This is a genomic window from Isoptericola sp. NPDC056605 (genome assembly GCF_042792795.1).
In the GTDB taxonomy this organism is placed as follows: Bacteria; Actinomycetota; Actinomycetes; order Actinomycetales; family Cellulomonadaceae; genus Isoptericola.
This window is the reverse complement of record NZ_JBHTVT010000001.1, coordinates 399867-419378: the sequence shown is the minus strand read 5'-3', so window position 1 is coordinate 419378 and position 19512 is coordinate 399867. Positions and strand designations below refer to the sequence as shown.

The 19512-nt window shown below is 73.1% G+C and carries 22 protein-coding genes; 13 read left to right on the top strand and 9 right to left on the bottom strand.

What is annotated here, in order from left to right; translation table 11 throughout:
- Positions 1–38 precede the first annotated feature (38 nt).
- The 4 genes from ACFQ8Y_RS01905 to ACFQ8Y_RS01890 are packed head-to-tail and all read left to right on the top strand — an operon-like array spanning position 39 to position 4323.
- Positions 39–959, top strand: coding sequence for a carbohydrate ABC transporter permease (locus ACFQ8Y_RS01905; protein ID WP_430549350.1), 921 nt, complete (start codon positions 39–41; stop codon positions 957–959).
- Between the two features lie 12 nt (positions 960–971).
- On the top strand, positions 972–1931 hold the full coding sequence (locus ACFQ8Y_RS01900; RefSeq protein ID WP_430549349.1) for a carbohydrate ABC transporter permease: 960 nt from the start codon (positions 972–974) through the stop codon (positions 1929–1931).
- A gap of 11 nt (positions 1932–1942) precedes the next feature.
- A complete protein-coding gene (locus ACFQ8Y_RS01895; RefSeq protein WP_430584426.1) occupies positions 1943–3298 on the top strand; it encodes an ABC transporter substrate-binding protein in 1356 nt (451 codons plus the stop codon).
- Positions 3299–3330: 32 nt separating this feature from the next.
- Positions 3331–4323, top strand: a complete 993-nt coding sequence (locus ACFQ8Y_RS01890; protein ID WP_430584425.1) for an ArsR/SmtB family transcription factor — start codon at positions 3331–3333, stop codon at positions 4321–4323.
- A 12-nt stretch (positions 4324–4335) separates the two neighbouring features.
- Here ACFQ8Y_RS01890 and ACFQ8Y_RS01885 read toward each other — a convergent pair whose 3' ends face one another.
- Both ACFQ8Y_RS01885 and vapB read right to left on the bottom strand, forming a co-directional pair.
- Positions 4336–4749 carry a type II toxin-antitoxin system VapC family toxin gene (locus ACFQ8Y_RS01885; RefSeq protein ID WP_430584424.1) on the bottom strand — a complete coding sequence of 138 codons (414 nt, stop codon included), beginning with the start codon at positions 4747–4749 and terminating at the stop codon, positions 4336–4338.
- Entirely contained in the window at positions 4746–4976 is a 231-nt protein-coding gene (vapB, locus tag ACFQ8Y_RS01880; RefSeq protein WP_430549345.1) for a type II toxin-antitoxin system VapB family antitoxin, read from the bottom strand. The genes ACFQ8Y_RS01885 and vapB overlap by 4 nt, the downstream gene beginning before the upstream one ends.
- A gap of 64 nt (positions 4977–5040) precedes the next feature.
- Here vapB and ACFQ8Y_RS01875 point away from each other — a divergent pair, with 64 nt between their 5' ends.
- The 7 genes from ACFQ8Y_RS01875 (at position 5041) to manD (ending at position 12027) form a co-directional block, all read left to right on the top strand.
- On the top strand, positions 5041–6228 hold the full coding sequence (locus tag ACFQ8Y_RS01875) for an MFS transporter (protein WP_430562139.1): 1188 nt from the start codon (positions 5041–5043) through the stop codon (positions 6226–6228).
- 63 nt (positions 6229–6291) lie between these two features.
- The gene (locus tag ACFQ8Y_RS01870; protein ID WP_430584423.1) at positions 6292–6636 is read left to right on the top strand and encodes a DUF5808 domain-containing protein; all 345 of its coding nucleotides are present in this window, start codon (positions 6292–6294) and stop codon (positions 6634–6636) included.
- A 41-nt stretch (positions 6637–6677) separates the two neighbouring features.
- Positions 6678–7475: a FadR/GntR family transcriptional regulator gene (locus tag ACFQ8Y_RS01865; RefSeq protein WP_430549342.1), complete on the top strand. Its 798-nt coding sequence runs from the start codon at positions 6678–6680 to the stop codon at positions 7473–7475.
- A 246-nt stretch (positions 7476–7721) separates the two neighbouring features.
- Positions 7722–8894, top strand: coding sequence for an ABC transporter substrate-binding protein (locus tag ACFQ8Y_RS01860; RefSeq protein WP_430562141.1), 1173 nt, complete (start codon positions 7722–7724; stop codon positions 8892–8894).
- Positions 8894–9871, top strand: a complete 978-nt coding sequence (locus tag ACFQ8Y_RS01855; RefSeq protein ID WP_430549340.1) for a carbohydrate ABC transporter permease — start codon at positions 8894–8896, stop codon at positions 9869–9871. Before ACFQ8Y_RS01860 ends, ACFQ8Y_RS01855 begins: the two co-directional genes overlap by 1 nt.
- Complete coding sequence (locus ACFQ8Y_RS01850) at positions 9868–10749, top strand: carbohydrate ABC transporter permease (RefSeq protein WP_430584422.1); 882 nt, start codon at positions 9868–9870, stop codon at positions 10747–10749. Before ACFQ8Y_RS01855 ends, ACFQ8Y_RS01850 begins: the two co-directional genes overlap by 4 nt.
- A 51-nt stretch (positions 10750–10800) precedes the next feature.
- On the top strand, positions 10801–12027 hold the full coding sequence (gene manD, locus ACFQ8Y_RS01845) for a D-mannonate dehydratase ManD (protein WP_430562142.1): 1227 nt from the start codon (positions 10801–10803) through the stop codon (positions 12025–12027).
- A 46-nt stretch (positions 12028–12073) separates the two neighbouring features.
- On the opposite strand, the gene ACFQ8Y_RS01840 is transcribed toward manD, so the two are convergent.
- The 3 genes from ACFQ8Y_RS01840 to ACFQ8Y_RS01830 all read right to left on the bottom strand — a co-directional run bounded on the left by ACFQ8Y_RS01840 (position 12074) and on the right by ACFQ8Y_RS01830 (position 14555).
- Positions 12074–12853: a thioesterase family protein gene (locus ACFQ8Y_RS01840; protein WP_430549337.1), complete on the bottom strand. Its 780-nt coding sequence runs from the start codon at positions 12851–12853 to the stop codon at positions 12074–12076.
- Positions 12854–12915: 62 nt separating this feature from the next.
- Positions 12916–13614 (bottom strand): hypothetical protein, encoded by a 699-nt coding sequence (locus ACFQ8Y_RS01835; protein ID WP_430584421.1) that lies wholly within the window; start codon positions 13612–13614, stop codon positions 12916–12918.
- 53 nt (positions 13615–13667) lie between these two features.
- Positions 13668–14555: a helix-turn-helix domain-containing protein gene (locus ACFQ8Y_RS01830; protein ID WP_430562145.1), complete on the bottom strand. Its 888-nt coding sequence runs from the start codon at positions 14553–14555 to the stop codon at positions 13668–13670.
- Positions 14556–14668: 113 nt separating this feature from the next.
- On the opposite strand from ACFQ8Y_RS01830, the gene ACFQ8Y_RS01825 reads away from it, so the two are divergent.
- Both ACFQ8Y_RS01825 and ACFQ8Y_RS01820 read left to right on the top strand, forming a co-directional pair.
- Entirely contained in the window at positions 14669–15898 is a 1230-nt protein-coding gene (locus ACFQ8Y_RS01825) for a multidrug effflux MFS transporter (RefSeq protein ID WP_430584420.1), read from the top strand.
- Positions 15899–15923: 25 nt separating this feature from the next.
- Complete coding sequence (locus ACFQ8Y_RS01820) at positions 15924–16943, top strand: zinc-dependent alcohol dehydrogenase family protein (protein ID WP_430584419.1); 1020 nt, start codon at positions 15924–15926, stop codon at positions 16941–16943.
- A 12-nt stretch (positions 16944–16955) separates the two neighbouring features.
- On the opposite strand, the gene ACFQ8Y_RS01815 is transcribed toward ACFQ8Y_RS01820, so the two are convergent.
- From ACFQ8Y_RS01815 to ACFQ8Y_RS01800, 4 genes are read right to left on the bottom strand one after another with little or no spacing between them, the layout of a single operon-like run.
- Positions 16956–17597, bottom strand: coding sequence for a LysE family translocator (locus ACFQ8Y_RS01815; protein ID WP_430584418.1), 642 nt, complete (start codon positions 17595–17597; stop codon positions 16956–16958).
- Positions 17598–17606: 9 nt separating this feature from the next.
- A complete protein-coding gene (locus ACFQ8Y_RS01810; protein WP_430584417.1) occupies positions 17607–18764 on the bottom strand; it encodes an FAD-dependent oxidoreductase in 1158 nt (385 codons plus the stop codon).
- A gap of 1 nt (position 18765) precedes the next feature.
- Positions 18766–18999 carry a helix-turn-helix domain-containing protein gene (locus ACFQ8Y_RS01805; RefSeq protein WP_430549329.1) on the bottom strand — a complete coding sequence of 78 codons (234 nt, stop codon included), beginning with the start codon at positions 18997–18999 and terminating at the stop codon, positions 18766–18768.
- Positions 18999–19478, bottom strand: coding sequence for a DUF2975 domain-containing protein (locus ACFQ8Y_RS01800; protein WP_430549328.1), 480 nt, complete (start codon positions 19476–19478; stop codon positions 18999–19001). The genes ACFQ8Y_RS01805 and ACFQ8Y_RS01800 overlap by 1 nt, the downstream gene beginning before the upstream one ends.
- Between the last annotated feature and the right edge of the window lie 34 nt (positions 19479–19512).

Genomic DNA, 19512 nt, shown 5'->3' with positions numbered 1-19512 from the left:
GTCCGAGCACTGCTTGCAACGACGCAAGGAGGAACCTGATGGCTGCACCGACCGCTCCACCCGTACCGACCGTCCGTGGACGACGGTCGGGCCGCCGGGACGACACCCGGCTCGCCCTGCTCTTCATCCTGCCGGCCAGCATCGGGCTGGTCGTCTTCTACTTCTGGCCGCTGGTCCGCGGCATCTGGCTGAGCTTCACGTCCTGGGACCTGCTCAGCCCGGCGCAGTTCGTGGGCCTCGACAACTACCGCGCGATGGTGGCCGACCCGGTGTTCTGGAACGCCGTCCGGGTCACGCTGCTCTACGTCGTGATCAACATCGGCCTGCAGACCGTCGTGGCCCTGGTGATCGCGGTGCTGATGCAGCGGCTCAGCCGGTCGACGCTGCTGCGCTCGCTGGTGCTCGCCCCGTACCTCGTCTCGAACGTGGTCGCGGCCCTGGTGTTCCTGTGGATCCTCGACTTCCAGCTGGGGATCGGGAACCAGGTGCTGGAGTGGGTCGGCCTGGAACGGATCGGGTTCTTCACCTCCGAGGCCTGGGCCATCCCCACCATCGCGATGGTCAACGTCTGGCGGCACATGGGCTACACGGCGCTGCTGATCTTCGCGGGCCTGCAGGCCATCCCGCCCACCACGTACGAGGCGGCGCGGGTCGACGGCGCGTCGGAGGTGCGCACGTTCTTCGGCATCACGCTGCCGCTGCTGCGCCCCATCCTCGGCCTCGTGCTGATCATCTCGGTGATCGGCTCGTTCCAGGTGTTCGACACCGTCGCGGTCACCACGAACGGCGGCCCCGTGGACGCCAGCCGCGTGCTGCAGCTCTACATCTACGACAAGGCGTTCGGGCAGTTCGACTTCGGCTACGCGTCGGCGCTGAGCGTGGCCATGCTGCTGATCCTGGTGGTCGTCACCTTCTTCCAGTACCGCATGACGCGGGCCGGCCAGACGGACCTGAACTAGGAGGAGGCGACCATGATCGAGACCACGACGGCACCTGCCGCACCCACGACCGCCCCCGCCCCTGACGCGCACCGCGCGGCGCCCCCGCGTCGTCGACGACGGGTCACCCCCGGCCGCGTGCTGGCCTGGGCGGTGATGATCCTCGTCCTGCTCGTCACGCTGTTCCCCTTCTACTGGATGCTGCGCACGGCGCTGTCCAGCAACGGGGCCCTCTACGCCAACTCGACGTCCCTGCTGCCGGTCGACTTCAGCTGGGGCGGGTTCGAGCGCGTCTTCGGGCTGCAGTCCACGGAGGAGGCCATCGCCCAGGGCGGCTCCGGGGCCTCCATCGACTTCTGGCTCTACCTGCGCAACTCCGTGGTGGTGGCCACGGTCGTCACGGCGTGCCAGGTGTTCTTCTCCGCGATGGCCGCATACGCGTTCTCGCGGCTGCGCTGGCGGTGGCGCAACGCCGTGTTCGCCGTCTTCCTGCTGTCGCTGATGGTGCCGGTGATCTTCACGCTGCTGCCGAACTTCGTGCTGGTCCGGGAGCTCGGGCTGATCGACACGCTGCTCGGCATCATGCTGCCGGGGCTGTTCATGACACCGTTCGCGATCTTCTTCCTGCGGCAGTTCTTCATGAACGTCTCCACCGAGGTGGAGGAGGCCGCGCTGATCGACGGCGCCAGCAAGGTCCGGGTGTTCTTCTCGATCATCATCCCGATGTCGGTGGGGCCGATCGCGACGATCTCGATCCTCACGTACATCGGGTCGTGGAACGACTACTTCTGGCCGTTGATGGTGTCCTACACCGACGACTCGCGGGTGCTCACCGTGGCGCTGGGGAACTTCAACGCGCAGACGCCGCAGACGGGGCCGGACTGGGCGGGGCTGATGGCCGCGACCCTGGTGGCCGCGCTGCCGATGATCCTGCTCTTCGTCGTCTTCGCGAGGCGGATCGTCAACTCCATCGGCTTCAGCGGGATCAAGTGAGGAGGCGGACCGTGCACCACGCACGTCGTACGACAGCGACCCTCGCCGCGGCCGTGGCCGCCGGCACCCTCGCCCTGGCGGGCTGCGCCGGGCCGGGCACCGCGGCGGCGGACGACTCCGTCGTCCTGGACTACTGGCTCTGGGACGCGAACCAGCTGCCCGCGTACCAGCGCTGCGCGGACGAGTTCGAGCGGCAGAACCCCGACCTGCAGGTGCGCGTCAGCCAGTACGGCTGGAACGACTACTGGCGCAAGCTCACCGCCGGGTTCGTGGCGGGCGCCGGGCCGGACGTGTTCACCGACCACCTCACCCAGTACCCCGGCTTCGCACAGCGGGGCCTGCTGCTGGACCTGAACGACCTTGAGGCGACGGCCGACGTCGACTACGGCGGGTTCCAGGAGGGCCTGGCGGACCTGTGGGTGGGCCAGGAGGGCGCCCAGTACGGCATGCCCAAGGACTTCGACACCGTCGCGCTGTTCTACGACCAGAACATGGTCGCCGAGGCCGGCCTGACCCCGGAGGACCTCGCGGACCTCGACTGGAACCCGGACGACGGCGGCAGCTTCGAGGAGGCGATCGCGCACCTCACCGTGGACGAGAACGGCGTCCGCGGCGACGAGGACGGCTTCGACCCCGAGAACGTGGCCGTCTACGGCCTGGCGTCGAACGGCTCGGGCGGCATGTCCGGCCAGACGACGTGGTCCTGGCTGGCGGGGACGACCGGCTGGACGTTCACCGACAAGGACGTGTGGGGCACGGAGTACCACTTCGACGACCCGCGGGTGCAGGACACCCTGGACTGGCTGTTCGGCCTCGTCGACAAGGGCTACATGGCCCCGTACGAGGAGGTCGGCACCGAGCCGAACCCGCAGCAGGCCCTCGGCTCGGGTCGCGCGGCGCTCTCGGCGAACGGTTCCTGGATGCTCGGCACCTACGCCAACCTGGCGGGCGTGGACCTGGGCATCGCACCCCCGCCCAGCGGGCCCGTCGGGCACCCGGTGTCGATGTACAACGGCCTCGCGGACTCGATCAGCGCGCAGTCCCCGGACCCGGAGGAGGCGGCCCGGTGGGTCGAGTTCCTCGGGTCGGACGACTGCCAGCGCATCGTGGGCGAGGCCGGCGTGGTCTTCCCGGCCCGGCCCGCGGGCACGGAGGCGGCGGTCGAGGCCTTCGGCGACCGGGGCCTGGACGCCTCCGTCTTCACGGACATGGTGGAGAAGAAGCAGACCCTCTTCTTCCCGGTGACCGAGGAGTTCGGCGCGATCGACGCCCTCATGACGCCGATGATGGACGAGATCTACATCGGCGACCGGGACGCGTCCACGCTCACGGAGGTGAACGACCGGATCAACGGCCTGCTGAAGTAAGGGGCGGCGGGGCACGCGGCTACCGTGACGTCGTGCCCCGCCCCCGCCGTGACCGCACCGTGGAGTTCCGCCTCGCCCCCGACGACGTCTCGGCGATCCGGTTCGGCGTCTCGCCGGGCCACGAGCTGGCGCACGCGGTGCGCGTGCTCGCCCAGCCGGCGTACCACCCGCTGCAGTGGGGGTGGCTCCGCGCGGCGCGGGGCCGCGCCCCGGCGCGTCCCCTCGCGCTGCTGACCCTGCTGGTCGGCGCGGACGGGTACCTCCCGGACTTCCTCACCTCCACGCCCGGCTGGGACCTCGGGCCGGACGAGGAGCTCGAGCGCCTGCGGGAGGCGGACCTCGGCCCGCTGCGGGTCGACCTGCTCAAGCGGGTGGACCGCACCGCCGGCGCCGACCGGCGGCTGCTGCAGGCCCTCGCCGACGACCCGGCGCACGCCCGCGACCTCGCCGTCGACGCGTGGCGGCAGGTGTGGGACGCGGTGCTCGCGCCGTCGTGGCCGCAGCTCGAGCGGATCCTGCGCGCCGACATCGGGGCCCGCTCCCGCCGCGTCACGACGCACGGCCTGGGCACGATGGTCGAGACCCTGCACGAGGCCGTGGTCTGGGCCCCCGACGCGGTGCACGTGCGACTGCGGCTGCACGGCGAGGTGCTCGACTGCGCGGGCAGCGGCCTGGTGCTGGTGCCGTCCGTGATGGCGCCGCGCTGCTCGGTGGTGACCGAGCCGCCCGCGCAGCCCACGCTCTTCTACCCGGCGCTGGGGATCTCCGAGCGCTGGGCCGACGACGTCCCCGACACGTCCGGGGCGCTCGCGGACCTGCTCGGGGCGGGACGGGCGGGCGTGCTGCTCGCGCTGCGCGGCCCGCTGTCCACGAGCGAGGTCGCCGCGGCGGGCGGGCTCGCCGTGTCGACGGCGTCGCACCACCTGGCGCTGCTGCGCGCGTCGCGGCTCGTCGACTCGCGCCGCGACGGCCCGCGCGTGCTGCACGAGCGCACGCCGCTGGGCGAGGCGCTGGTCGGGGGCTGACGGCGCCCGAGGTCAGTGGGTCGTGGAGAGCCAGTCTTCGACCTCCAGGCCCGGCACGCGGGCGAACTCGCGCACGTTGTGGGTGACGACGACCATCCCGAGGGAGCGGGCGTGGCCCGCGATGAGGGCGTCGTAGGGGCCGATGGGCGTGCCTCGGCCGGCGAGCACGGCGCGGATCCGCCCGGCGTGCATGGCAGCGGTGGTCTCGAAGGGTACGACCTCGACGAGGGACAGGAGCTCGTCGACGGCCTGACGGTTGCGTCCGGGGTCCCGGGACCGCTCGATCCCGTACTCCAGCTCCATCTCGCTGATCATCGACACGGCGATGCGCCCCTCGGCGTCCCGAAGTCGCGGCCGTGCCGTGTCGCCCTCGTCGCGGAGCAACGCGATGAGGATGTTCGTGTCGAGCATGTAGAGGCTGCTCACAGGCTCTTCCGCTCGTCGGCGACACCCTGGTCGCGCTCTTCCAGGAAGTCCGGCTCGGCGCGCAACCCGTGCTCGAACCAGGTGTCCCACCCCGACCCGACCGGCTCGATCACGCGCGCGCGCCCGACGACCCGGATGGTGACCTCGTGGACGTCGTCCGGGAGCGCGACCGCCTTCGGGAGCCGGACGGCCTGCGTGCGGTTGTTGCGGAAGACGGTCGTGCGCATGCGTGCCTCCTTGTATATATCGCCAGGATATCCCAGGAGGGCCAAGGCGCGATAGGTTCGCACGATGCGTCGTCCCGCTCCCCAGCCCCCGTCGTCCCTCGCGCGCGTGCCGGGGTTCCGGCCGCTGCTGGCGATGTCGGCGCTGGGCTTCTCGGGGTACGCGCTGCTGCTGCCGGCGGCGCCCCTGTGGGCCGTGCACGGCGGCGCGAGCGAGGGCGGCGCCGGGCTCGTCAACGCGGTGCTCATGCTCGCCACCGTGCTCACGCAGACCACCGTGCCGTGGCTGCTGCGCCGGGTGGGCTGGCGGCTCACGATGACGGTGGGCGTGGTGCTGCTCGGCGTGCCGTCGCTGCTGTTCATGGCCACGGACCAGCTCGGGTGGCTGCTCGCGCTCTCGGCGGTGCGAGGCATGGGGTTCGCCGTGCTGACCGTGTGCGGGTCGAGCGCCGTGGCCGCCCTCGTGGACGGGCCGCGGCACGGCCGCGCGATCGGGCTGTACGGGCTGTCGATCGCGTTCCCGCAGCTGGTGCTGGTCCCCAGCGCCGCGTGGATCGCCGAGACGCTCGACTTCCGCGTCGTCTTCGTGCTCGGCGCGCTGCCCGTGCTCGCGGTGCCGTTCGCCGTCCTGCTCGGCCGGTGCCTCGACGCCGTCGACGACCGCGCCGGACAGCCCGTCGATGCCGGCGGGCCGGGGCGCGGTCGCGTCCTGCTCGCGCTGGCGATGCCGTCGCTCGTGCTGCTGGCGGTGACGACGCCCGGCGGTGCGCTGCTGACGTTCGCGCCGCAGTTCGCCGGGGGAGCGGGTGCGGCGGTGGCGGGGCTCCTCGGCTTCACCGCCGCGACAGCGCTGTCCCGCTGGGGCGTGGGCGGCCTCGCCGACCGGTTCGGGCCGCGAGTCTTCCTCGCGCCCCTGCTCGCCTTCTGCGCCGCCGGGCTGGCGGTGTGCGCGGGGGCGATCGCCGACGGCGGCCCCCGGCCCGCGCTCCTCGTGCTGGGGATGACGATGGTCGGCGTCTCCTACGGCAGCCTGCAGAACCTCACGCTCGTCGCCGCGTTCGCGGCCGTGCCCGCGCGGCAGCACAGCACCGCCAGCGCGGTGTGGAACATCGGGTTCGACGCCGGCACCGGGCTCGGGTCGCTCGTCGTCGGGTTCATCGCGGCGGGCACGTCGTTCTCCGTGGGGCTGCTGACCACGGCCGTCGTGTGCGTGGTCGCGGCGGCCGCCGTCCTGGTCACCCGACCCTCCCGCTGACCTGGGGCGCGCACCTGGTGCACGATGGGTGAGGACACCGACACCCGACGAGCGGAGGCCGAGATGGGCACGAAGCAGGAGATCAAGCACGGGAAGGCGAGCGGCGGCCGGAGGCGGGGGCCGGGCCTGTTCCAGCTGATCATGGTGGGCCTGGTCGTCGCGGCCGTCACCAAGGAGCTCCAGAAGGACAAGGAGGACCGTACCTGGCACGGCACCGTCGCCGGGTTCGTCCCCTACGAGTTCCGCATCCCGACCGTCGAGCGCGTCCGCGAGCGCGTCTGGGACCCGGAGGGCGCGCACCTGCTGAGCCCGCACGTCTTCGGTGTGGGCTGGACGGTCAACGTCGGGCGCATCGTCGAGCTCGTGCGGCGCAAGGTCGACGACGCCCGCGAGGACGCCCCGGCCTGACGGGGCGACGCCGGGGAGGTGCGTGCTCGTATCCTCGTGGCATGTCTGCTGCGACCTCCGACGCCCAGCCCGGCACACCCCCGGAGGGCCGGGCGCGCCCGGCGGTGCGCGGGCTTCTGACGGAACGGCTCGCACGCCAGCTCGAGGGCGACATCCGCAAGGGGGCGCTCGCCGTCGGCGCCAAGCTGCCTTCCGAGCGCGAGCTCGCCCAGCAGTTCGGTGCGAGCCGCAACGTGGTCCGGGAGGTGCTGCGGCGCCTGGAGGCGCAGGATCTCATCGACGTCGAGCCGGGGCGTGGGTCGTTCGTCAGCGAGCGCTCGTCCGGGAGCGTGCGCGGCTACGACGCCGTCTATCGCGCGGGCCGGCCGACCGTGCGCCAGCTCATCGAGGCGCGCATGTCCCTCGAGGTCGAGATCGCGGGGCTGGCGGCCGAGCGTGCGGACGACACGGAGCTTGCCGTGATCGAGCACGCGCACGTCCGGGTGCTCGAGGCGCCCGACGTCGTGGTCAAGGCTCGGGCCGACCTCGACTTCCACGACGCCATCGCCGCGGCCAGCGGCAACCCCGTGCTGCGCGTCATGCTCTCGTCCATCGGCGGGATGATGTTCGAGATGATGCTGCGCTCGAACTCCGACCCGGCGATCGGCGAGCCCGGCGTCCCGCACCACGCCGAGATCCTCGAGGCGCTCCAGCAGCACGACGTCGAGCTGGCGCGCTCACGGATGCGTGAGCACCTCGCGCTCGGCCTGCGCACCTACGGCGCCGACCTGGACGAGCGGCTGGACGTCATGGCGACGCGCCATCTCGACACCCTCCTGCGCCAGTCCGTGGCCGGCTAGAAGCATTTGGTCCCGCCATCTCCGCCTGCTACGGTCCAACTGGTCCTACCAGTTGGACCAGCGCGGCGTCGCGACCATGGAGGCACGAAGACGATGAAGTCCGGCGGATCACGGGCCAGGGAAGGGCTGACGAGGCGTGCCTTCGGCGGCCTCCTGGCGGCAGGTGCAGGCGCGGCCGTCCTCGCGGCGTGCTCGCCACGCAGCACGGGGACCAGCAGCGCGAGCGCACCGTTGCGGGTGGCCGCCGTGAACCACGTCTGGTCGCAGGCGGTGCGTGAGCGGATCGGGGAGTTCGAGGACCTGATCGGCCGCCGGGTGGCGATGCAGCTCCTGACGTCGGACCAGCTGTCGAACAGCTACAACGTCAAGCTCAACGCCTCCTCCTCGGACGTGGACGTGATGATGGTCCGCGCGCTGCAGGAGCAGCTGCTCTTCGCGCGCAACGACTGGCTGGCCGACCTGAGCGGCCTCGTCGAGGACCCGGAGTTCGCCTGGGCGGACTTCCAGGACGCGCCGCGCGAGCGGTCCGTGACGCACGGCCGCGTGCTGAGCGTTCCGGTCGTCACCGAGCGCCCCGCGCTCTACTACCGCAAGGACCTGGTCGAGGACCACGGCGGCGCACCGCGCACGCTCGACGACCTGTACGCGGTCGCGCAGGAGCTGACCGACGCGTCGGCGGGCCGCTTCGGCTACGTCGGACGAGGGCAGCGCAACGGGGCCGTCAGCCAGTGGTCGAGCTTCCTCTACTCCTTCGGCGGCGACTTCACGACGCCCGAGGGCGGGTCCGGGATCGGGACGCCCGAGGCCGTCGCGGCGTACGAGTACTACGGGAAGCTGCTGGACCGCACCGGTCCGCCCGGCGTGACGAACATGAGCCTCGAGCAGGCGATGCCGATCTTCGCGCAGGGCAAGGCGGCGTTCTACATCGACGCCGACGCCATCTACTCGAACTTCCTCGACCCCTCGATCTCGACGGTGCAGGACACCGTGGGCTTCGCTCCGTTCCCCGCGGGACCGGCGGGGTCCCGGCCGCACAACATCCCGTCGTGGAGCGTGGGGATCAACAAGTTCTCGCGGCTGCAGGACGACGCCTGGGCCTTCATCCGCTGGGTGTCCGGCACCGAGATGGTGACGCAGCTCCAGGCCGACGGGATCCCCGGCGCGCGTACCTCCGCGTGGGAGGACCCGACGACGCTCGCCGCCTTCCCGGAGGACCTGGCGGAGGCGATGCGCGTGAACGCGGAGAACGGCCTGGGCCACGACCGGCCGGAGGTGATCCAGGTGGGGAGGGCGCGCGACATCGTCGGGCGCCCGCTCGTGGCAGGGATCCTCGGGCAGCCTGTGCCCCCGGTCGCGCAGGACGCGCATGCCGAGTTCACCGACTTCCTCGTCCGCGACAACCGCCAGCAGGAGTTCTGATGACGCGCACGGACGCACCCCCGGTCGCCGTCCCGGCCGGCCGGCAGGCCCACGGTTCCCCGGCCCGCCGCCCGCGGCCCGGGGCGAAGCAGCTGACGTTCGAGCAGTCGAACCGCCGCCTGCGCTGGATGATGCTCGCGCCCGCGCTCGGCTTCGTCGGCCTGATGATCGTGTTCCCGCTGCTGTTCACGGTGAACCTGTCCTTCACGGACGCGTTCGGCGCCGTCAACGCGGGCCACCAGTACAACGGCGGTCAGAACTACCTCGACGCCGTCACCGACACCCGGCGCTTCTGGCCGGCGGTCTGGCGCACCGTGTACTTCACCGTCGGCGCCGTCGTCCTCGAGACCGTCCTCGGGCTCGCGATCGCGATGCTCCTGCGCCAGGCCTTCCGCGGGATGCGCGTCGTGCGGTCGATCCTCATGGTCCCGCTGCTGGCGACGCCGGTCGCCATCGGCATCCTGTGGCTGCTCATCCTCGACCCGACGAACGGCATCGCCAACCACCTGCTGGGCATGGTCGGGATCCCGCCGCAGGAGTTCCTGGGCTCCGTCTCGCAGTCGCTGCCGCTCCTCATGCTGATCGATGTGTGGCAGTGGACGCCGATGATGACCCTGCTGCTCCTGGCCGGCCTGTCGACGCTGCCGGAGGAGCCGGAGGAGGCGGCCCGGGTCGACGGCGCCAACGCGTGGCAGCGATTCCGGCACATCGTCCTGCCGATGCTGGCCACGACGATCCTCACCGCCCTGGTGCTCCGCGCCGTCGACGCCCTCAAGACGTTCGACATCCTCTACGCCACCAAGGGCCCGGGCGGGGGGTCCGACTTCGAGGTGGAAACGCTGAACGTCTACGCCTACGGGCTCACCTTCGACTACCAGGAGTACGGCCTCGCGTCCGCCGTCCTCGTCCTGTTCACGCTGTTCATCATCGGCGTCGTCGTGCTGCTGCGGCGCCGTTCGGGAAGGAACTCCGCATGAGCCTCACCACCGCGGCGGGCCCAGGGGGCCGGCCCTCGCCCCGGCCCCCTGCCGTCCGGCGGCGGCCTCGTCGGTCGGGCTGGGCCTGGCTGCGAGCGCTCGCCATCGTCGTGGTCTGCCTCGTCATCGCGATGCCGGTGGTGTGGATGATCGCCGCCGCGTTCAAGACCAACGTGCAGGTGACCGACCCGACCGTCGGGCTGATCTTCTCGCCGACGCTCGAGAACTTCCGCAACGTGCTCGCGGACGGCGAGATCGTGCGCTCGCTGGGCAACTCGGCCTACGTGGGTGTCGTGTCGACGATCCTGTCAGCGGTCATCGCCGTGCCGGCGGCGTGGGCCGTGGGCCGGTTCCGGATGCACCGCACCGGGTCGCTCGTGCTGGTGGCGCGCATCGTGCCGGCGATCTCGCTCCTCGTGCCCTGGTACTACCTCTTTGCGCAGCTCGGCCTCGTCGGCTCGTACACGGTGCTCGTCCTGAGCCACATGTTCGTCTCGGTGCCGCTGATCCTGTGGATCATGATCGGCTTCTTCGAGGGGCTGCCCGTCGAGCTCGAGGAGGCGGCCCGGACCGACGGCCTGAGCGCCTTCGGCGCGTTCCGCAAGATCGCGCTCCCGCTCGCGGCGCCCGGCACCGCGACGGCGTGCGTGCTGGCATTCATCTTCAGCTGGAACAACTTCATGTTCGCGCTGATCCTCTCGGACGAGTCGACCAAGACGATGCCGGTCACGCTGTTCAACTTCATCTCTTACGCGAGCACCGATTGGGGCGGGCTCATGGCCGCCGCCACGCTCATGACGATCCCGGTGCTCCTCGCCGCCGTGCTGGGGCAGAAGTACCTGGTCGCCGGGCTCACCGCGGGCGCGACCAAGGGCTGACCTCTCGACACCCTCCGCCCGCACGGTACGCACCACCTACAGGAAGCAGACATGAAGATCATCGACGCCCAGGTCATCGTGACCAGCCCGGGCCGCAACTTCGTCACGCTCAAGCTCACCACCGACGAGGGCGTGACCGGCCTCGGCGACGCGACGCTGAACGGTCGGGAGCTCGCCGTCGTGTCCTACCTGCGCGACCACGTCGCGCCGCTGCTGCTCGGTAGCGACCCGCACCGGATCGAGGACACCTGGCAGTCGCTGTACCGCGGCGCCTACTGGCGGCGCGGGCCCGTCACGATGGCGGCGATCGCCGCGGTCGACGTCGCGCTGTGGGACATCAAGGCCAAGGTGGCCGGGCTGCCGTTGTACCAGCTCCTCGGCGGGGCGTCCCGCGACCGCGTCCGCACCTACGGGCACGCCAACGGGCGCGACATCCCGGAGCTGCTGGACTCCGTGCGCGCCCGGCTCGACGAGGGCTACAAGAGCGTCCGCGTGCAGACGGGCGTCCCGGGCCTGCAAGCCGTGTACGGCGTGCACGCCGGCACGGCGATCGCTCCGGACGCCGCGGGCACGCGGCTCGACCAGCGCACCCTCCCGGTCGTCGAGGACTGGGACACGGGCGCCTACCTGAGGCATCTGCCGAAGGTGCTCGAGGCCGTGCGCAACGAGTTCGGTCCGGACCTGCCGCTCCTCCACGACGCCCACCACCGGCTCACGCCCCAGCAGGCGGCCCGGCTCGGGCGGGAGATCGAGCAGTACGACCTCTTCTGGCTCGAGGACTGCACCCCGGCGGAGAACCAGCAGGGCCTGCGGCTCGTGCGCGAGCACACCACGACGCCCCTGGCGATCGGCGAGGTGTTCAACACCGTCTTCGACTACCAGACGCTGATCGACGAGCAGCTCATCGACTACGTCCGCTCGGCCGTCACGCACTTCGGCGGCGTGACGCCGATGCGCAAGCTGTTCGACTATGCCGCGCAGCGCCAGATCAAGAGCGCCATCCACGGACCCGAGGACATCTCCCCGGTGGGCATGGCCGCCGCCGTGCACCTCGACCTCGCGATCCACAACTTCGGCATCCAGGAGTACTCGGGCCACACGGCGCTGACGAACGAGGTGTTCCGCCACGCGTACACCTTCGACGACGGCTACCTGCACCCGGGCGAGGCGCCCGGCATCGGGGTGGAGCTCGACGAGGACCTCGCCGCGGCGCACCCGTACGTGCCGGCCTACCTGCCCACCAACCGCCTGCACGACGGCACGGTGCACGACTGGTAGGACCCGGCTGCCGGTCGGGCCGCCGCGTCCCGCAGGTTGTCGGGGGTCACGGCGCGTCGAAGGCCCGGACCACCAGCCCCTGCGCGAGCGCGCCGAAAGCGCCGCGCTCGTCGTGCAGCACGCTGGAGGTGAGGCCGGCGCCGGTCGCGCCGAAGACGACGGTCGTGTCCAGGCCCAGCCACTCGCCCTGGGGCGCGCGGTGCAGGTGCGCCGAGAGGTCGACGTTGGGGAAGGCGACGCGTCGCGGGTCGGCGCGCACCGTCATCCCGTTCGCGAGGTCGAACAGCCCGACGGTGCGGGCGAGGCCGCTCACGTCCTCGTCCTCGACGAGCGGGTGGCCGGTGCGCACCCAGACGTGCCCGCGGCCCGGCCCGGCCAGGTCGCGGCGGACGTCGATCGACTCGACGAACCCGCCCGGCCAGTCCGCCGCGGGGTCCCAGGCCGGGGTCGCGTCGGGCCCGGGCAGCGGCGTGGGCGCGCCGCCCGCGAGCGGGCGCGTGTCGCCGACGGCGGTGAGCCAGGCGCGCAGCGTCACCACCGTGCGGCCGGCGCAGGCCACGGACGCCTCGACCAGCTCGACGCCGCGCCCGGGCCGCAGCACGCGGACGTCGGTGGTCATCTCCTCCAGGCGGTAGGGGCCCCAGATGTCGAACGTCAGCCGTGTGGCGGCCAGGTCCTCGCGGCCCCGCTTCTCGCGGTCCTGCTCCACCAGGTGGGTGAGCAGCCCGAGCGTGGGGGCCACGTGCTGCTCGTCGGTCCTCCAGGCGCCGCCGACGTGCTCGGTGGGCTGGAACGTCGTCGCGCCGGTGCGGCGGAAGTAGGCCATCGGATGTCCGTCCTTCGTGGGGAGTGCCGGCCATCCTGCCAGGCCACGCGGGCGGGGACGCGTCAGTGTGCGGGCGCGGCCCCCACGAGCATCAGGGGCCGGCTCGGCAGCGGCTCGAGGCCGAAGCGCCGGTAGACCGCGGCGTGCCGGGTCGTGGCGGCCAGGGTCCGCACCGTCTCGTGCGGGCCGACCACCTCGCCGACGTGCCGGGAGATCAGCGCGAGCGCGCCGCCGCGCTCCCGCGACGCGACGGAGTCGACCGTCCAGTCCGCCGCCCGGAACCTCGCGACGTCGGCGCGGCGCTGCTCCCGCGACGCGGCCCTCAGGGCGGTGCGCTGGGCGCGGGCCACGGCGAGCCCCGTGCGGGCCGCCGCGACCGCGAGGAGCAGGACCGCCGCGGCGCACCACCCGTGGATCACCACGGCGACACCGACGGACGCGACGGTCGGCGCGAACGACGCCTGACCCGCGGTCGTGCCGAGCACGGCGCCCACCAGGAGGGCCGACCCCGCCCCGCGGGCGAATATCCCCGTCGCCGGCCACGGGTTCGTGCGCGTCAGGCGCACCACGACCGTGCCGTCGTGGTGCACGAACCCGTCGAGGACCACGACGATCGCCACCCACAGCGGCCACGTCACCGTCGCCCCGGCCCTGCGGGCCAGGGCGGGAGCGTTCGTCCAGGCCAGCGTCCACGCGACGGGGGCCACCGCACGCCCCCGCACGGGTTCCATCACCGGCGCCCAGACGGCATTCATGCGCATGGCGGGAAAGTATCCCGCACCGTCGCCGTCACCACGGGCGGGGCCGGGTGAACTCAGCCCGCCCGGCCCGCCGCGACGCCGCGTGCGTCCTCGTCGGCGCCCCACGACGCCAGCAGCCGCAGCCGCTCGGCCGACGGCGAACCGGGCTCGGCGGTGTACACGAGCAGCACCTGCCCGGGCTCGGCGGTGATGGCGAGCTCCTCGTAGGCGAGGGTCAGGTCGCCGACCACGGGGTGGCGGAAGTGCTTGGTGCCGGTGCCGTGGATGCGGACGTCGTGCGCGGCCCAGAGCGTGCGGAAGGGCTCGCTGCGGGTGGACAGCTCGCCCACCAGGTCCTGGAAGGCCTTGTCGTGGGGGTTGCGCCCTGCCTCGGCGCGCATCACGCCCACGCACATCTCCGCCATGACGTCCCACTCGGGGTAGAAGTCCCGGGCCGCCGGGTCGAGGAACTGGAAGCGCGCCAGGTTGGGGGTGCGACCGCCGTCGCCGATGACGGGGGCGTAGAACGCGCGGCCCAGCGCGTTGGTCGCGAGCAGGTTCTGCCGCGGGTCGCGGACGAACGCGACGGCGTCGGTGACCGCCTCCAGCGCCCACTGCAGGCTCGGGCGCGGCTCCGCGGGCCGGGCGGCGCGGCCGCGCGAGCGCCCCGACGTGGGGATGCCGTCCGCCGCCCGTGCGAGGTCGAGGAGGTGCGAGCGCTCGGCGTCGTCCAGCCGGAGGGCGCGGGACACGGCGTCGAGCACCGACGCGCTCGCGCCGGCGATCGCGCCCCGCTCGAGCTTCGCGTAGTACTCGACGCTCACCCCGGCCAGCATCGCGACCTCGCTGCGCCGCAGGCCGGGCACCCGGCGGTTCGACCCCCCGGGCAGTCCGGCCTCGTCGGGGGTGACCTTGGCGCGTCGCGACATGAGGAACTCGCGCACCTCGGCTCGGTTGTCCATGCCGTCCAGGCTAGGCACGGCACCGACGCGGCGGCGCCCGCGAGGGGTGTACTGGCGGTACACGGTTCGTCAGGGACTCCCGCCGCGCGGCCGCGGGACGGACGCTGGATGACATGCCCGCCCCTGCCCTGCCCGCCACGGACGTTCCCGCGTCGCACCGGTTCGCCCGGCTGCTGCCGGCGCTGCTGCTCCTGCTCACCGTGTTCGGCCCGATCTCGATGGACCTGTACCTCCCGGCGCTGCCCGCGCTCACCGCGGACCTCGGGGCGGCGACGTCGGTCGCGCAGCTCACCGTGACCGCCTGCCTCGTGGGGCTCGCCGTCGGGCAGCTGGTCGCGGGCCCGCTGTCCGACCGGTACGGGCGGCGCGGCGTCCTGCTGGTCGGCGTCGTGGCCTACGTCGCGACGTCGGCCCTGTGCGCGATCAGCCCCACCGTGGAGCTGCTGGTCGGCGCCCGCTTCGTGCAGGGCCTCGCGGGCGGCGTCGGCATCGTCATCGCGCAGGCCGCGGGGCGTGACGTCTACGACGGCGGCGCCCTCATTCGCTTCTACGGCCGCCTCACCGTGGTCGGCGGGCTCGCGGCGATCGTCGGGCCGCTGCTCGGCGGGCAGCTGAGCGCGGTCACCGACTGGCGCGGCCTCTTCGTCTTCCTCGCGGCCGCGGGCGCGGCCATCCTCGTCGCCGCGCTCGTCGCGTTCCCCGAGACGCTGCCCGCCGACCGCCGCACCGCCGGCGGCTTCGCCCAGACGGGTCGCGACCTCCGCGTGCTCCTGTCCGACCGGGTCTTCGTCGGCGCGATCCTGCACCAGGGGTTCATGTACGCCGCGCTGTTCGCGTACCTGTCCGGCGCGACGTTCGTGCTCCAGGGCGTCTACGGCCTGTCCCCGCAGGGGTACGCGCTCGCCTTCGGCCTGAACTCCGCCGGCTTCATGGTCTGCGGGTTCCTCGCCGGCCGGGCCGCGGAGCGCTGGAGCGTGCCCGGCACCCTCGCCGTCGGCACCGGCCTCGCGGGGCTGGGTGCCGTCGGGCTGCTGGTGTCCGGGCTGGCGACGACGCCGCTGTGGGTCGTCGTCGTGTCGCTGCTGGCCCTGGCGAGCGGCGTGGCCACGACGTCCCCGCCCGCGACGACGCTCGCCCTCGTCGGCTACCCGCGGCTCGCGGGCACGGCGTCGTCCCTGCTCGGCATGGTCCGCTTCGGCTTCGGCGGCGTGTCCGCGCCGCTGGTCGGCCTCGCCGGCGCGGCGACGATCCTGCCCCTGGGCCTCGTCACGGTCGTCGCCGTCGCGCTCGCCGCGGCCGTCGCCGCCACCGCCGCACGTCGGCGCACCCCGATCCGCTACTGAGAACACCAACGAACGGAGCACCACCATGCGTGGAGTCGTCCTGCACGCCCCCGGCGACGTGCGCGTCATCGAGCGCGAGGACCCCCGGATCATCCAGCCCACCGACGCGATCATCCGGGTCACCGCCACCTGCATCTGCGGGTCCGACCTCTGGCCGTACCGCGGCGTCGAGGACGTCCACGACGCCGTCATGGGCCACGAGTACGTGGGCGTCGTCGAGGAGATCGGCGCCGACGTGCGGACCGTCAAGGTCGGCGACTTCGTCGTCGGCTCGTTCTGGGCGTCGGACAACACCTGCGAGATCTGCGCGTCCGGCTACCAGGCCTACTGCGTGCACCGGGTGCTCATGGGCACCCTCGGCACCCAGTCGGAGCGGGCGCGCATCCCGCTGGCCGACGGCACGCTCGTCGCGACGCCCGGCATGCCCGACGACGACCTCGTGCCGTCGCTGCTCGCCGCCTCGGACGTCCTGGGCACCGGCTGGTTCGCCGCCGTCGCCGCCGAGGCGGGCCCCGGCAAGACGGTCGCCGTGGTGGGCGACGGCGCGGTCGGGCTGCTCGGCGTCCTCGCCGCGAAGCAGCTCGGCGCCGAGCGCGTCATCGCGATGTCCCGGCACGCCGACCGGCAGGCGCTGGCCCGCCGGTTCGGCGCCACCGACATCGTCGAGGAGCGGAGCGACGCGGGCGTGGCCCGCGTCAAGGAGCTGACCGGCGGGCTCGGCGCGCACTCGGTGATCGAGGCCGTCGGCACGCAGGAGTCGATGATGCAGGCCGTGCACTCCGCCCGGCCCGGCGGCCACGTGGGCTTCGTCGGCGTCTCGCACGACGTCGCCCTGCCCGGCGACGACCTGTTCATGGCCGGCATCCACCTGCACGGCGGCCCCGCCCCCGTGCGCCGCTTCCTTCCCGAGCTGATCCGGCTCGTCTGGGACCGGGAGATCGACCCGGGCCAGGTCTTCGACCTCACGCTGCCCCTCGAGAAGGCGGCGGAGGGCTACCGGGCGATGGACGAGCGACGCGCCACCAAGGTGCTGCTCACCGTCTGAGCCGGCCGGCGCTCAAGCCTTCGCGGGCGTGAGCACCAGCGTGCCGGCGAGGCCGAGCATCATCCCGCCGCCGGTGGCGCGGACGGCGGACAGCCGGCGCGGCGACCGCGCGAACCACGCGCGCGCCGTGCCGGCCAGGACGGCCCAGGTGCCGTCGAGCACCAGCGCGATGAGCGTGAACACGAGTCCCAGCACGAACATCTGCAGCGGCACGGCGCCGGCGTGGAAGTCGACGAACTGGGGGAGCGCGGCGACGAAGAACACGATCGTCTTGGGGTTCGTCGCGCCGACGACGAAGCCCTGCCGCAGCGTGGTCCACGACGACGCGGGGCGCGCCCGCGGGTCGGCGGGGACGTCGGTGCCCTCGCGGCGGTGCCGGATCGCCTGGATCCCGAGATAGCCCAGGTAGGCGGCGCCGAGCAGCTTGACCACGGTGAACACGGCGACCGACTGCGCCACGAGGGAGCCGACGCCGAGGGCCACCAGGGTGATCGGCACCAGCGACCCGAGCTCGTTGCCGACGACGCTCAGCAGCCCGCCCCGCCGACCGAGCGACAGCGACCGGCCGACGACGAACAGCACGCTCGGCCCCGGGATCGCGATGAGCACGACCGAGGCCAGCGCGAAGGCGAGGAGCGACTCGACGGGCGGCACAGGGGAAACCTAGACCTGTCGGGCCTGTGCGGCGAGGGCGATCTTCGGGCTCACCGGTGCGGGGTCGGGGAACGACCCGTGCCCGAAGAGGATCCGCCGGGCGGCAGCACGACCGGGCGGGGTGCGCAGCGCGGCGACGCTCGCGGCGGCGACGGCGGGCGTGCGCACCAGCGACAGCCCGCGGCGCATCGTGAGCCGCCCGCGGAACCGGGCGCGCAGGGCCGCGCCGTCGTACGCGGCGAGCTCGCGCCGGTCGCCGGTGCGCAGGGCGCGGTCGAGGACGTCGGCCGCGTGGGCGGACAGCCGCAGGCACGGGTCGAGCCCGCCCGCCGTGAGGGGCGAGACGGCGCCCGCGGCGTCGCCCACGAGCAGGCCGCGCGGCCCGGCGACGCGGCGCAGCAGCCCGCCGACGGGGATGGGGCCGGCGCGCCTCTCGACGGCATCCGGCACGGGCACGCCCGCGAGCCCGGGCGCGGTGGCCGCGAACCGTCGCAGCGCGTCGCGCAGGCCGTGCGGGTACCGGTCGGGGTACCCGGCGACGCCCACGTGCGCGTGCTGCCCGTCGTCGAGCACCCAGGCGAGGTAGCCGGGCGCGAGGCGCGGGTCGAGCACGCAGTGGAAGGCCGGCACGGTGTCAGGCCGGCGGCCGCTCGGTGGCACCTCGAACACCTCCTCGGCGCCGACCAGGAGCTCGCGGTTCCGGTCGAGGCCCAGCTCCCGTGCGACGGCGGACCGGGCGCCGTCGGCCCCGACGACGAAGGTCGCGCGCGCCTCGACCGGGCCCCCGGGACCGTGCAGCTGGTGCACGTCGCCGCGCGAGCCCAGGTAGCGGGTGCCCAGCTCCAGCCGCACCCCGGCGACGGCGGCCCGCGCCGCCAGCTCCAGGTACAGCGCGGCCATGTCGCCCACGCGGAACTCGTCGTGCCTGCTGTCGAGCGTGACCGGGTCCCGGTGCGACGGCGGGTACAGCACCATCCGCCGGATCGGCGGGCCGAGGTGCTCGGGCGGCAGGTCGAAGTCCTCCAGCGTGCGGCGCACGAAGATGCCGGTGGTGCGCACGGTGGTGTCGAGGCGGGTGCGCCGGTCCGCGAGGACGACGTCGTGCCCGCGCCACGCGAGCTCCGTCGCCGTCCACAGCCCGGCGAGGCCGGCACCGACGACGAGCATGTCAGCCCTCATCGCCGGCACTCCCGTCGGCGTCGTCGACCCACTCCAGCAGGTCGCCGGGCTGGCAGCCGAGCACACGGCACATGGCCTCGAGGGTCGCGAAGCGCACGGCCTTGGCCCGGCCGTTCTTGAGGACGGCGACGTTGGCGGGCGTGAGCCCCACGCGCTCGGCGAACTCGCCGACGCTCATCTTGCGCCGGGCGAGCTCCACGTCGAGGCGGACGACGATCGGCATCAGATCACCCCGTCGAGGTCGGTGCGCAGCTCGGTGGCCTGCCGCAGCAGCGCGCGCAGCACCACCATCAGCAGCCCGACGGCGGCCCCCACGAGCAGCACCAGCAGGAGCAGCGCGGCGAGTCCGACGAGCCCTTCGGCGGCGACGAGCATCGCGAACGCGACGAGCACGAGCAGCCACGCGCCCGCGACGGCTGCCACGATGCCGTTGACCCACACGAGGGCGTGGTCGGAGAAGATCCGGTCGTCGCGCACCATCGTCAGCAGCCGCCAGGTGCACACGATGACCGCCTCGACGCAGACCAGGCCGACGACGGCGAGCACGAGGAGCGGCCAGCGCAGCGGTGCCAGGTCGGGGGACTCGTCGGCCATCCGCGCGAACGCGGCGGGCAGCACGGCGGCCTGGGTGGCGACGAGGGCGGCGAAGACGGCGACGAGCAGGCCGCGGAGCGGTCCGACGAGGCGCTGGGTGCGGGACATGCCGACGAGCGTGGTGCCTCACCTATCGAAAGTC

Excerpts from the sequence above, each read along its gene's own strand:
- ACFQ8Y_RS01905 (WP_430549350.1), top strand. The coding sequence starts at position 39 with ATGGCTGCACCGACCGCTCCACCCGTACCGACCGTCCGTGGACGACGG.
- ACFQ8Y_RS01900 (WP_430549349.1), top strand. The coding sequence starts at position 972 with ATGATCGAGACCACGACGGCACCTGCCGCACCCACGACCGCCCCCGCC.
- vapB (WP_430549345.1), bottom strand. The coding sequence starts at position 4,976 with ATGCGCACGACCGTCTTCCGCAACAACCGCACGCAGGCCGTCCGGCTC.
- ACFQ8Y_RS01875 (WP_430562139.1), top strand. The coding sequence starts at position 5,041 with ATGCGTCGTCCCGCTCCCCAGCCCCCGTCGTCCCTCGCGCGCGTGCCG.
- ACFQ8Y_RS01870 (WP_430584423.1), top strand. The coding sequence starts at position 6,292 with ATGGGCACGAAGCAGGAGATCAAGCACGGGAAGGCGAGCGGCGGCCGG.
- ACFQ8Y_RS01865 (WP_430549342.1), top strand. The coding sequence starts at position 6,678 with ATGTCTGCTGCGACCTCCGACGCCCAGCCCGGCACACCCCCGGAGGGC.
- ACFQ8Y_RS01855 (WP_430549340.1), top strand. The coding sequence starts at position 8,894 with ATGACGCGCACGGACGCACCCCCGGTCGCCGTCCCGGCCGGCCGGCAG.
- ACFQ8Y_RS01850 (WP_430584422.1), top strand. The coding sequence starts at position 9,868 with ATGAGCCTCACCACCGCGGCGGGCCCAGGGGGCCGGCCCTCGCCCCGG.
- manD (WP_430562142.1), top strand. The coding sequence starts at position 10,801 with ATGAAGATCATCGACGCCCAGGTCATCGTGACCAGCCCGGGCCGCAAC.
- ACFQ8Y_RS01840 (WP_430549337.1), bottom strand. The coding sequence starts at position 12,853 with ATGGCCTACTTCCGCCGCACCGGCGCGACGACGTTCCAGCCCACCGAG.
- ACFQ8Y_RS01835 (WP_430584421.1), bottom strand. The coding sequence starts at position 13,614 with ATGCGCATGAATGCCGTCTGGGCGCCGGTGATGGAACCCGTGCGGGGG.
- ACFQ8Y_RS01830 (WP_430562145.1), bottom strand. The coding sequence starts at position 14,555 with ATGGACAACCGAGCCGAGGTGCGCGAGTTCCTCATGTCGCGACGCGCC.
- ACFQ8Y_RS01825 (WP_430584420.1), top strand. The coding sequence starts at position 14,669 with ATGCCCGCCCCTGCCCTGCCCGCCACGGACGTTCCCGCGTCGCACCGG.
- ACFQ8Y_RS01820 (WP_430584419.1), top strand. The coding sequence starts at position 15,924 with ATGCGTGGAGTCGTCCTGCACGCCCCCGGCGACGTGCGCGTCATCGAG.
- ACFQ8Y_RS01810 (WP_430584417.1), bottom strand. The coding sequence starts at position 18,764 with ATGCTCGTCGTCGGTGCCGGCCTCGCCGGGCTGTGGACGGCGACGGAG.
- ACFQ8Y_RS01805 (WP_430549329.1), bottom strand. The coding sequence starts at position 18,999 with ATGCCGATCGTCGTCCGCCTCGACGTGGAGCTCGCCCGGCGCAAGATG.
- ACFQ8Y_RS01800 (WP_430549328.1), bottom strand. The coding sequence starts at position 19,478 with ATGTCCCGCACCCAGCGCCTCGTCGGACCGCTCCGCGGCCTGCTCGTC.